13 protein-coding genes are annotated in these 11298 nt (G+C 74.5%); 5 read left to right on the forward strand and 8 right to left on the reverse strand.

Features of this window, described 5'->3' with window-relative positions; all coding sequences use genetic code 11:
• Window positions 1–124: 124 nt before the first annotated feature.
• Window positions 125–2224 (reverse strand): DNA gyrase/topoisomerase IV subunit B, encoded by a 2100-nt coding sequence (locus AB1207_RS08110; RefSeq protein ID WP_367637498.1) that lies wholly within the window; start codon window positions 2222–2224, stop codon window positions 125–127.
• 199 nt (window positions 2225–2423) lie between these two features.
• On the opposite strand from AB1207_RS08110, the gene AB1207_RS08115 reads away from it, so the two are divergent.
• Both AB1207_RS08115 and AB1207_RS08120 read left to right on the forward strand, forming a co-directional pair.
• On the forward strand, window positions 2424–2660 hold the full coding sequence (locus tag AB1207_RS08115; protein ID WP_367637499.1) for a DUF7455 domain-containing protein: 237 nt from the start codon (window positions 2424–2426) through the stop codon (window positions 2658–2660).
• A 36-nt stretch (window positions 2661–2696) separates the two neighbouring features.
• A complete protein-coding gene (locus AB1207_RS08120; protein WP_367637501.1) occupies window positions 2697–3191 on the forward strand; it encodes a DUF456 domain-containing protein in 495 nt (164 codons plus the stop codon).
• Here the strand turns inward: AB1207_RS08120 and AB1207_RS08125 are convergent.
• Window positions 3178–3600, reverse strand: coding sequence for a VOC family protein (locus AB1207_RS08125; RefSeq protein WP_367637502.1), 423 nt, complete (start codon window positions 3598–3600; stop codon window positions 3178–3180). The genes AB1207_RS08120 and AB1207_RS08125 overlap by 14 nt on opposite strands.
• A 99-nt stretch (window positions 3601–3699) precedes the next feature.
• Here AB1207_RS08125 and AB1207_RS08130 point away from each other — a divergent pair, with 99 nt between their 5' ends.
• Window positions 3700–4722 carry a helix-turn-helix transcriptional regulator gene (locus AB1207_RS08130; RefSeq protein WP_367637503.1) on the forward strand — a complete coding sequence of 341 codons (1023 nt, stop codon included), beginning with the start codon at window positions 3700–3702 and terminating at the stop codon, window positions 4720–4722.
• Here AB1207_RS08130 and AB1207_RS08135 read toward each other — a convergent pair.
• From AB1207_RS08135 to AB1207_RS08160, 6 genes are all read right to left on the reverse strand, one after another.
• Complete coding sequence (locus AB1207_RS08135) at window positions 4710–6266, reverse strand: RNA polymerase sigma factor (RefSeq protein WP_437178885.1); 1557 nt, start codon at window positions 6264–6266, stop codon at window positions 4710–4712. The genes AB1207_RS08130 and AB1207_RS08135 overlap by 13 nt on opposite strands.
• Before the next feature lie 195 nt (window positions 6267–6461).
• A complete protein-coding gene (locus AB1207_RS08140) occupies window positions 6462–6863 on the reverse strand; it encodes a universal stress protein (protein WP_367637504.1) in 402 nt (133 codons plus the stop codon).
• Between the two features lie 38 nt (window positions 6864–6901).
• Window positions 6902–8173, reverse strand: a complete 1272-nt coding sequence (locus AB1207_RS08145; protein ID WP_367637505.1) for a DUF4192 family protein — start codon at window positions 8171–8173, stop codon at window positions 6902–6904.
• A gap of 61 nt (window positions 8174–8234) precedes the next feature.
• Entirely contained in the window at window positions 8235–8642 is a 408-nt protein-coding gene (locus AB1207_RS08150; protein WP_367637507.1) for a YkvA family protein, read from the reverse strand.
• Window positions 8639–9340 (reverse strand): EcsC family protein, encoded by a 702-nt coding sequence (locus AB1207_RS08155; protein WP_367637509.1) that lies wholly within the window; start codon window positions 9338–9340, stop codon window positions 8639–8641. Before AB1207_RS08155 ends, AB1207_RS08150 begins: the two co-directional genes overlap by 4 nt.
• 60 nt (window positions 9341–9400) lie before the next feature.
• Window positions 9401–9628: a hypothetical protein gene (locus AB1207_RS08160; protein ID WP_367637510.1), complete on the reverse strand. Its 228-nt coding sequence runs from the start codon at window positions 9626–9628 to the stop codon at window positions 9401–9403.
• Between the two features lie 92 nt (window positions 9629–9720).
• Here AB1207_RS08160 and AB1207_RS08165 point away from each other — a divergent pair, with 92 nt between their 5' ends.
• Window positions 9721–10626, forward strand: coding sequence for a spermidine synthase (locus AB1207_RS08165; RefSeq protein ID WP_367637511.1), 906 nt, complete (start codon window positions 9721–9723; stop codon window positions 10624–10626).
• The gene (locus AB1207_RS08170; protein WP_367637512.1) at window positions 10623–11279 is read left to right on the forward strand and encodes a DedA family protein; all 657 of its coding nucleotides are present in this window, start codon (window positions 10623–10625) and stop codon (window positions 11277–11279) included. The genes AB1207_RS08165 and AB1207_RS08170 overlap by 4 nt, the downstream gene beginning before the upstream one ends.
• The last annotated feature ends 19 nt before the right edge of the window (window positions 11280–11298 follow it).

The raw sequence follows: 11298 nt of genomic DNA on the forward strand, positions 1-11298 counted from the left end.
ACAGTTCTACGCCCGAAGCGGGCAGGAAGTCAACACTTCGGACCCAAACGGACATCCGGACGGTCCGGAACGCAGAACGCCCCTCGTCCGGGCAGGACGAGGGACGGTGCGGTGGTGCTCGCCGTCAGGCGTCGATGCGGTCCCGGTCGAGGTTCTCGGCCCCGGCGATGATGAAGTCCTTGCGCGGTGCGACGTCGTTGCCCATGAGCAGCTCGAACACGCGCTCGGCCACCGCCCCGTCCGAGACGGTGACGCGGCGCAGCGTCCGGTGCGCGCGTTCCATCGTCGTCTCGGCGAGCTGGTCCTCGTCCATCTCCCCCAGGCCCTTGTACCGCTGCGGGTCCTTGTACGTCCGGCCCCGCTTGGTGAGGTCGGCCGTCACGCGGCGCAGCTCGGCGTCGGAGTACGTGTAGATGACCTCGCGCTCGCGCCGGCCCGCCCCGTTGACCTCCACGCGGTGCAGCGGGGGCACGGCGGCGAAGACGCGGCCGGCGTCGATGAGGGGCCGCATGTACCGGAAGAACAGCGTCAGCAGCAGCGTCCGGATGTGGGCGCCGTCGACGTCGGCGTCCGTCATGAGCACGATCTTGCCGTAGCGGACCGAGGACAGGTCGAAGCTGCGCCCGGACCCCCCGCCGACCACCTGGATGATCGAGGCGCACTCGGCGTTCTTCAGCATGTCCGTGACGGACGCCTTCTGGACGTTGAGGATCTTGCCGCGCAGGGGCAGCAGCGCCTGGTACTCCGAGTCGCGGGCCCCCATGGCCGTCCCGAGCGCCGAGTCCCCCTCGACGAGGAACAGCTCGGTGTTGCCCACGTCGTCGGACCGGCAGTCCTTGAGCTTGGGCGGCAGCGAGGAGCTCTCCAGCGCGTTCTTGCGCCGCTGCGTCTCCTTGTGCAGCCGCGCGGAGATGCGCGACTTCATCTCGGTGACGACCTTGTCCAGCACGGCCGTGGCCTGCGCCTTGTCCTCGCGCTTGCCGCTCGTCAGCACGGTCGTCAGCTCGGTCTCGACGACCTTGCGCACGATGGCGCGCACGGCCGCGGTGCCCAGGACCTCCTTGGTCTGGCCCTCGAACTGCGGTTCGGCCAGCCGCACCGTGATGACCGCGGTCATGCCGGCGAGGACGTCGTCCTTCTCCAGCTTCTCGTCCTTGCCGACCTTCAGGCGGCGGGCCTGGGCGTCGACCTGGGCCTTCACCGCCGCGTACAGGCCCTGCTCGAACCCGGACAGGTGCGAGCCGCCCTTGGGGGTGGCGATGATGTTGACGAAGGTGCGCACCGTGGGGTCGTAGCCGGTGCCCCAGCGCAGCGCGACGTCGACGACGCAGTGGCGTTCGACGTCCTGCATGTCCATGTGCCCGGAGTCGTCGAGGACCGGGACCGTCTCGGTGAACGTGCCCTCGCCCTGCAGGCGCCACACGTCCGTGACGGGGGCGTCGGGGGTGAGGAACTCGACGTACTCGCCGATCCCGCCGTCGTGCTGGAAGACCTCCTCGGTGGGTTCGCCCGAGCGCTCGTCGCGCACGACGATGCGCAGGCCCGGGACGAGGAAGGACGTCTGCCGCGCCCGGGCGGCGAGGTCGGCGTGGGAGAACTCGGCGTCCTTGAGGAAGACCTGCGTGTCGGCCCAGTAGCGCACCCGCGTCCCGGTGGCGCCCCGCTTGGCGCGGCCGACGACCTCCAGACCCGTCGCCGGGGTGAAGGGGGCGTCGGGGCCCTCCCCGGCGTACCGGCCGGGCGCACCGCGCCGGAAGCTCGTCGCGTACGTCTTGCCGCCGCGGTCGACCTGGACGTCGAGGCGGGAGCTGAGGGCGTTGACGACGCTCGCCCCGACCCCGTGCAGACCACCGGAGGCCGAGTAGGACCCGCCGCCGAACTTGCCGCCGGCGTGCAGGTGGGTGAAGACGACCTCGACGCCGGACAGGCCCGTGCGCTTCTCGACGTCGACCGGGATGCCGCGGCCGTCGTCGTGGACCTCCACGGAGCCGTCGGCGTGCAGGACGACGTGGATGTTCTGGCAGTGCCCGCCGAGGGCCTCGTCGACGGCGTTGTCGATGATCTCCCACAGGCAGTGCATGAGGCCGCGCGAGTCGGTGGAGCCGATGTACATCCCCGGCCGCTTGCGGACGGCCTCCAGGCCCTCGAGGACCAGCAGGTTCGCCGCGGTGTACTTGTCCTCGCCGCCGGAGGGGCCGGAGGGGGTCGGGCTGGGGGGAGTCACCCCGGCAGCGTACGGGGCCCGGTGCACGCGCCCGGGGAGGCGTCCGGCGGGCCCTGTGTGACCGATGACACCTCCGCTAGGAGCGAACGGGTTGCTCCAACGGCGTGGGAACGCGCGCGAGCTGCCGAAGGTTGGGGAAGAGTGTCCGGCGGGAGCAGCAGCTGCCCGCCAGCGTGCACGACCCGGAAGGAGTCGCGGGATGACCACCGCCATGACCACCCTCAGCCAGAGCCCCATGACCGCCTCGGACCGGTGCGACCGGTGCGGCGCACAGGCCTACGTGCGGGTCCAGCTCAACGCCGGTGGTGAGCTCCTCTTCTGCGCTCACCACGGTCGTGAGCACCGTGAGGCCCTGCGCGCCGCCGGCGCCGACATCCACGACGAGTCCCAGAAGCTCGTGGCCACGTCGTCGACCGCCGCACCCGACGAGCGCTGACCACGACACCGCACGACCGGCGAGCCCGGCGTCACCATGGGTGACGCCGGGCTCGTCGTCGTCGCGCTGGTGATGGCCGTCGGCCTCGTCGGCATCGTCGTCCCGGTCCTGCCGGGCACCGTCCTCGTCGGGCTGTCGGCCCTCGTGTGGGCCGTCGCCGAGGGCGGCGCCGCGTGGGCCTGGTTCGCCGGGGTGGCCGTCCTCCTGGCCGCCGGCCAGGTCTCGATGTACCTCCTGCCCGGCCGGCGCATGACCCGCGCCGGCATCGGCAAGCGCACCCTCCTGCTCGGCGCCGTGCTCGGCGTCGTCGGCTTCTTCGTCGTCCCCGTCCTCGGTCTGCCCCTGGGCTTCGTCCTCGGGGTGTTCCTCGGGGAGCTGGCGGCCGCCTCCGAGGTCCCCGACCGCGCCCGCCGGGCGTGGCGCTCGACGGTCGTGGCGCTGAAGAACGTGGGACTGAGCGTGGCCCTGGAGGGGTCCGCCGCCCTCCTCGCGACCGGCGTGTGGGTCGCCGGGGCGCTCAGCCTGCGCTGAACTCCACCCGCTGGTCGACGACCCACGTCACGCCGAAGCGGTCGGTCAGCATCCCGTACAGCGGCGAGAACGCCGACGGCCCCAGCGGTGTGCGCACGTGCCGGGCGCCCACGGCCAGCCCCTCGTAGGCCCGCGTGACCTCCTCCGCCGTGTCGCAGCGCAGCGAGACGTAGACGGCGTTGACACCGGGGTCGAACTCCCGGTCGGTCTGGACGTCGTAGGCCATGACGTGCGCCCCGCCGGGCGCCTGCACCTCACCCCAGACGACGTGGTCGGGCTGCCCCTGCGGGTCGTGCGCCTGGCCGTAGGTGACGACGGTCGGCGTGCCGCCGAGGACGCCGGCGTAGAAGTCCAACGCCTCCCGGGCCTCGCCGCGGAAGTTCAGGTGGGTGGTGGTCGTGACGGTCACGTCGTCCTCCTCGTGCCGCCGGGGCGGTCCCGGCGTCGAGGTCGACTCTCCTCCCCCCAGCGGTCAGGTCCTGACCTCTTCTCGGGCCATCCTGGACCCGTGAGTGGAACCTCGAGCCGGATGCTGACCCTGCTGTCGCTGTTGCAGGCGCGGCGCGACTGGCCCGGTCCGCTCCTCGCCGAGCGGCTCGACGTCAGCCCGCGCACGGTGCGCCGCGACGTCGACCGGTTGCGCGCACTCGGCTACCCCGTCACGGCGCTCAAGGGGCCCGACGGCGGGTACCGTCTCGCGCCCGGGCAGGACCTGCCGCCGCTGCTCTTCGACGACCGGCAGGCCGTGGCGCTGGTCGTCGCGCTCCGCACGACCGCGGCAGCCGGCGGCGACCTCGGGGAGGCGGCCGAACGGGCCCTCGCCGTCGTCGCACAGGTGCTGCCGTCCCGGCTGCGGCACCGCGTCGACGCGCTCGCCGACACGGTCGTCGTGAGCGGCGAGCAGCCGGCCGTGGGCACCGAGGTGCTGCTGGCCGTCGGCGCCGCCGTGCGCTCCCGCGAAGTGCTGCGCCTGCGCCACCGGGACGAGACCCGGCGCGTCGAGCCGCACCACCTGCTGCACCGACGCGGCCGGTGGTACGTGCTGGCGTGGGACCTCGACCGGGACGACTGGCGGACCTTCCGCCTGGACCGCGTGGAACCGCTCGTCCCCACGGGACCGCGCTTCGCCCGGCGGCCGGTCCCGGGCGGGGACCCGGCGGCTCTCGTCGAGGCGCGGTTCAAGGGGTCGGCGGTGCGGGACGCGTGGCCCGTCGTGGGGCGTGTCGTGCTCGACCGCCCCGCCGGCGAACTCGCCCCCTTCGTCGGTGACGGGACCCTCGTCGACCTCGGCGACGGCCGCAGCGGCCTGACCCTCGGGTCGTGGTCCTGGCCGGCGCTCGCGGCGGCGGTCGCCCGCTTCGACGCGGACGTCGAGGACGTCTCCCCCGCCGCACTGCGCCGGGCGTTCGGCGTCCTGGCCGAACGCAGCCGGCGGGCCGCTGCACCACCACCCCGGCCACGCCCTGGACGCACGAACGGCCCGACCGGGAGCCGGTCGGGCCGTTCGGGAGTGGGACGTCAGTCCAGGTAGTCCCGCAGGACCTGCGAGCGGGACGGGTGCCGCAACTTCGACATCGTCTTGGACTCGATCTGACGGATGCGCTCGCGCGTCACGCCGTAGACCTTGCCGATCTCGTCCAGCGTCTTCGGCTGGCCGTCGGTGAGGCCGAAGCGCATGGAGACGACACCCGCCTCGCGCTCGGAGAGGGTGTCGAGCACCGAGTGCAGCTGCTCCTGCAGGAGCGTGAAGCTCACGGCGTCGGCCGGCACGACCGCCTCGGAGTCCTCGATGAGGTCGCCGAACTCGGAGTCGCCGTCCTCGCCCAGGGGCGTGTGCAGCGAGATCGGCTCGCGGCCGTACTTCTGGACCTCGACGACCTTCTCCGGGGTCATGTCGAGCTCCTTGGCGAGCTCCTCCGGAGTGGGTTCGCGGCCCAGGTCCTGCAGCATCTGCCGCTGGACGCGGGCGAGCTTGTTGATGACCTCGACCATGTGCACCGGGATGCGGATGGTGCGGGCCTGGTCGGCCATGGCGCGGGTGATGGCCTGGCGGATCCACCACGTCGCGTACGTCGAGAACTTGTAGCCCTTGGTGTAGTCGAACTTCTCGACCGCACGGATCAGCCCCAGGTTGCCCTCCTGGATGAGGTCCAGGAAGAGCATGCCGCGGCCGGTGTAGCGCTTGGCCAGCGAGACGACCAGACGGAGGTTGGCCTCGAGGAGGTGGTTCTTGGCGCGGCGGCCGTCCTCGCTGATCCACCACAGCTCGCGCTTGAAGATCGGGTCGATCTCGTCGCCGGAGTGCAGCTTCTCCTCGGCGAACAGACCGGCCTCGATGCGCTTGGCGAGCTCGACCTCCTGCTCGGCGTTGAGGAGGGCGACCTTGCCGATCTGCTTGAGGTAGTCCTTGACCGGGTCGGCCGTCGCACCGGCCGTGGAGACCTGCTGGGCGGGGGCGTCGTCCTCGTCGTCGTCGCGCAGGACGAAGGCGCCGCCCGTCTTCTTGGCGGTCTCACCCTCCGGCGCCTCGGTGGCCGACTCCTCGTCCGCCACCACCTCGTCGGCGGCGAGGTCCTCGATCGGCTCGTCGCCGGTGGGCTCGTCGCCCTCGTCGGAGGGGGAGGCCTTGGCGGCCGTCTTGGCCGGAGCCTTGGTGGCCGTCTTGGCGGCGGTCTTCTTCGCGGCCGCCTTGGCCGGGGCCTTCGTCGCCGTCTTGGCCGCGGGCTTGGCCGGGGCGGCGACCGCGCCGTCCTCGTCCTCGGCCGGGGCGACCGCGCGCTTGGCGGCGGGGCGGGCGGTCTTCGTCGCGGTCGCCGTGGACGTCGTCCGACGGGCCGAGGCCGCCGCGACGGCGCGCTTGGGCGCCTCGGCGGGCACCTTCACGGTGATCCCGTTGTCGTCGAGGGCGCGCAGGACGGCCTTCATGCGCTGCACGGGCAGCTGGGCGTCCTCGCACGCCACCCGGACCGACTGCGCGTCGACGTAGCCGTGGGTGGTTCCGTGCTGCAGAAGCTCCTGGAACGGAGCGGAAGCGAACTCTGGCGGGAGCGGCCGGGAGGTCGGTACCGACGACACGGACTGCCTTTCGTCGTGGGCGGAACGGGACTGCGCGGGCAGCAGTCGACAACGTCAACACCGGCGGGCGGGTGCTTATGCCCACGTGGGAGACAAACGCCGATTCTTGCACGGATCCGCGGATGAGGTGGCGCGACACCACCCGGGAGGCACCGCACGGGTGCCCAACCGACGCTCGGCCGACGCTCGGCCGGCTCAGTCCTCCGGCTTGACCGCCAGGACGGGGCAGGGTGCGTCGAGCAGGATGCGCTGCGCGCTGGCGCCGAGGATCAGCTTCCCGACGGGCGTGCGCCGTCGCAGCCCGATGACGATGAGGGAGGCGCCGGAGTCCTCGGCCGCGGTGATGAGGTCGTCGGCCGGGTCGTCGGAGTCGGGGACCTCGCGCACCTCGACGGACTGGCCCGCCTCGGCCAGCTCGGCCCGGACCTTGTCGTGGACCGCAGCGAGCAGCTCGGCCTCCTCGGCGTCGACCTCACGGCCCGGACGGCGGCTGTGCACCACCACGAGGGGTGCGGAGAGCCGGACCGCGGCGGCACCGGCCCGCTCCAGCGCGGCCCTCCCCTCGGGGTTGGCCACGTACCCGACGACGATCCCCATGCCGCACCCTCCAACGTCGTAGACGATCCGTGACCGTACTACGCGCGACGGACCCCGCCCGCACCGGTGCTGCCGGGTGGGGCGTCGGCACCGACCTCGGGGCCGGACTCGCCCGCCGGTCCCAGCCCGCGCCGCACGGTGTGGTCGACGAGCGCCGCGAGCCGGTGGTCCGGGTCCTCGCGCAGCGCCTGCTCGGCGCAGGCTCCCGCCGGCGCGGACCGGCCGGCGGTCCACTCCAGCCACGCCGCCACGGCCCAGGCCTGCGCGGCGCCGTCGGTGCCGCCGCAGCGAGCCACCCGCGCCGCCAGCCCGGCTGCGGCGGCCGCGCGCGCCGGGTCCGTCTCCCCGGACAGCGCCCGCCCCACGTGGACGACACCGACCGCGGAGTCGGCGGCGCCCGGGGAGCGCAGCAGGTGGCGGCGGGCCGGTGCCGTGCTCGGTCCCCGGCAGCCCGAGAGCAGGACGGCGTCGCGCACCTCGAGCCGGTCCAGGGCGCGCAGCAGCCGCCCGCACCACGCGGGGTCGTCGACCGGGGAGTCCTCGGGACCACCCCGCCGGCCGCGACCGGTGGCCCCCTGGACCACCTGCTCGACGGCCCGGTCGAACTCCCCCACCAGGGCACGCGCCCGCGCCGGGGTGACCGGTTCCCGGCGGGCGGCCGCGGCCGCGGCGCAGCGGTCGGGGTCGACGGGGGCCGCGGTCGGCAGGCTGGAGGCCCGGTCGGGCGCCGCCGCGAACCCGCGCCACACGGCCTCGGCCTGGAGCCGCACCGCGCTGCCGGTGACCTCCGGGCCGACCGCCCCGCCGGCGAACGGTTCCCCGGCCGGGGGGCAGCAGGGCCCGGCGCAGGACAGCGTGCGCCACCGCCCCGCCCCGACGAGGAGCTGGTCACCCAGGCGCGCCCTCCCGGCACGCCGACCGGACCTCACCGCGCTCAGCACGGCCTCCGCCGCCGGACCGGGCTCGAGGGCGGCCCCGCTCAGGCGGGCCGAGGAGTCGTAGAGCACGACCAGGACCTCCGACCCGGCCCGCGCAGACCGCCGCACCAGCCGCAGGCACGCCTCGGCCGCGGCGTGGGCGGCGGCGGGGTCGACCTCGCCCGCCACGACCGGGGGCAGGTCCCCCCGGACGAGGAGCCCGACGGTGCGCCGGCCGGTCACCGGATCGGCCCGCCGCAGCTCGACGAGCAGCACCGAGTCGGCCGGGTGGAAGCCGAGGCGGTAGGGCACGACGGCCAGCAGGTCACCGGGGCCGCCGGCCACGAGAGGAGCGGGGCGGGGAGCTGCGGGGGCTGCGGGGTGGGAGGTCACGGCGCCACCCTGCGCGGCCCGGGACGCTTGCGGCGCGAGCCGTCCACAGGACGGGCCCGGATCAGCCCCCGGCAGGCCTGTGGAGCCCGGGACGCCCGCGCCGGACCCCGTCCCCAGGCGTCCCGGGGGACGACGCCGGACGAGGGCCGCGCCGCCCGCCCCACCGCACGTAGTCGGCCGTCGCGGACCGCACCGACGCCGCGACGAACGCGGCGACGAGGCCGTCGTCGAGCAGGCCCAGGACCGGCGTCCACAGCTCGGGGACGGCATCGACGGGCGAGAGGAGGTAGACGGTGCCGAGCGCGGCGGCGGCGAGGCGGCGTCGTCCCTGCCCCCTCCAGCGACCGGCCGCCGCGTCGCGCACCATCCACGGCAGGAGCCGCAGGCGCAGCGTCGTGCGGGCGTCCAGAGCGGGGGCCGCGCGCAGGACCGCGGGCCCCCCGCGGCCCTGCGCGCGGCCCCGGCTCACGCGGAGCCCTCGACCGCCTGGGCGGCCCCGCCGGTCAGCGGCGGGAGGGCCTTCTCGGCGTTCTTGGTGATGCGGCGGAACATCACGGTGTCCAGACCGGCCCCGACGGCCCCGCCGACCACCGGCAGCGCGCGCTGCGGCAGCCGCAGCAGGCCCTGGGTGCCGAACTTGGCGATGAGGCGGAACCCGACGCCCTTGTTGACGAGCATGAGGACGGGCCGCGGCACGCGGGAGGTGACGAGGCCGACGAGCCGGCCCCCGGTCGGGAGCCCGGCGGACTTCAGGACGTCGGTGGCGTCGGCCCCCACGAGCGTGAGGAGGACGGCCGAGCGCACCTCGGGCTTCGTCGTGTCGTACCCGCGCAGCTCGGCGATGGCCGCGACGGCGCGGACGGCGAGGACGTGGAACCCGAAGACGTTGGCGGGCAGCGACACCGGCAGGGTGAACAGGCCGCCCAGTCCCGTCACGAAGCCGTTGCCCGCGACGAGCTTGGTGTGCTGGCGCACCACGGCGTGCACGGCCGACTCGGTGCTCGGGTGGTCCGCGCGAGCGGCCTTCGCGACCTTCGCGGCGCTGTCGAACGGGCCGAGGCCGTCGATGCCCACCTTGAGCAACCGCGTCACCAGGTCGGCGGAACGGCGCTCGAGCGCGGAGGGCTCCTCGGCGTCGGAGGCGGTGGACTTCTCGTGGCTGCTCACGGCGACGACGCTAGCCGGTGACGAGCCGTCCGCCAGCCGGAAACCGTTCCGGCACAGCGTTCAGCGAGCGGGGTCCTGTTCGCTGAGGTAAGCGGCGACGTCGGCGACGCCGTCCTCGACGTAGCGGCGGCGGGCCCACGGACGCGGCAGGCGCTGGGCGGAGGCCACGGGCGGCCGGTCGGCCTGGGGGAAGCGGGCCGGGTCGAGGTGGCGACGCAGGGCCCGCCGGTCGCGCACGAACGGCACCACGAACAGCGCCAGCAGGCACATCTCCAGGAAGGTGGACATGCTTCCTCCTCGGCAGGAGGACGCCGGAACTTCAGTGCCGTTCCCCGCGACCCGCGGTCGCCGCCCGCCTGCGGCGCTGGTTGGATCTCCCGGTGCCCGACCGCCCCCGCCCCGTCCGTCGTCCCCGGGGCACGCGCCCACCCGCCGGCGCCGCGGCGACCCCCGTCGAGGGCGAGGAGGCCATCGCGACGGGGACGGTCCGGCTGGAGCAGGACCCGGACGACCCGGACGGCTGGACGGTGCTCGTCAACGGCGTCCCGAGCTCGTACGTCGACACCGCCGACCCCACCCGCCTGGTCTTCGAGTACCACCAGTGGACCGCGGCGGTGCTCGACGCCGTGCACTCCCCCGGCCCGCTGCGCGCCGTCCACCTCGGGGGCGCCGGGTGCGCCTTCCCCCGCTACGTCGCGGCGACGCGGCCGGGCTCGCGCCAGCTCGTGCTGGAGGTGGACGCCGACCTCGTCGAGGTCTACCGCCGCAGCTTCGGGGCCAGCGGCCCCGCGGGCTTCAAGCTGCGGGCCGCGGACGCCCGCGCGGGGCTCGCTCCGCTGCCCGACGGCAGCCAGGACGTCGTCGTCCGCGACGCCTTCGCCGGGGACACCGTGCCGGCGCACCTGCAGACCGCCGAGTTCCTGGCCGAGGTCGACCGCGTCCTCGCCCCCGGCGGCCTGTGGGTGGCCAACCTGGCGGACAGACCCCCCATGCCGAACTCCCGCGCCGAGCTCGCGACGGCGTTCGAGGTGTTCGCGCACGCGGCGGTCCTCGCCGAACCGGGCATGTTCCGCGGCCGCCGGTACGGCAACGCCCTGCTCGTCGCCTCGCAGGAGGAGCTGCCCGAGCAGGCGCTCGTGCGGGCCTTGTCGGGGGGTGTCGCCCCGGCCCGTCTCGTCCTCGACCGCGATGCCCGGCACTTCTGCGCGGGCTCGCGCGTTCTGCGGGACGAGCTGCGTGATGAGCCAGGACCCCCACCCCGATCCCCGGAGGACACCGACGCATGAGCACCACGGCCGAGACCGCCGCGCAGGCAGGCGGCCTGACCGGGTTCGTCCTGGACACCGTCGACGCGCTGGGCGCCCCCGGCGTGGGGCTGCTGAGCTTCCTCGAGGTCGTCTTCCCGCCCATCCCGAGCGAGATCGTCCTGCCGCTGGCCGGGTTCCTCGTGCAGACGGGCGCCATCAACGCGGTGGCGGTGTTCGCGCTGTCGACGCTGGGGGCCTACCTCGGCTCCCTCGTCCTGTACTGGGTCGGGCACGCCGTCGGGCTGGACCGTGCGGCGCGCATCGCCGCGAGGGTCCCCCTCATGGACGCCTCGGACGTGACGAAGTCGGCCGACTGGTTCCACCGCCACGAGGGCATGGCCGTCTTCACCGGTCGCTTCGTCCCCGGTGTCCGCAGTCTCATCTCGCTGCCCGCGGGGGCGGCGGGCATGAACCTCGTCAAGTTCTCGCTGTTCACCATCGCCGGCAGCGGGCTGTGGAACGCCCTGCTCATCGGCCTCGGCATGGCGCTGGGCACCCAGTACGAGCTGGTCGAGCAGTACGGCCACTATCTCGACTACGCGTTCTACGCGGCGATCGCCGGGGTCCTCGTGTGGGCGGTCGCGCGCCGCGTCCGCAGCCGCCGGGCCGAGCGGGTCGACGCCTCGCGCTGACCCGTCCGGACGCCACGAC

The organism is Kineococcus endophyticus (assembly GCF_040796495.1).
Classification (GTDB): Bacteria; Actinomycetota; Actinomycetes; order Actinomycetales; family Kineococcaceae; genus Kineococcus; species Kineococcus endophyticus.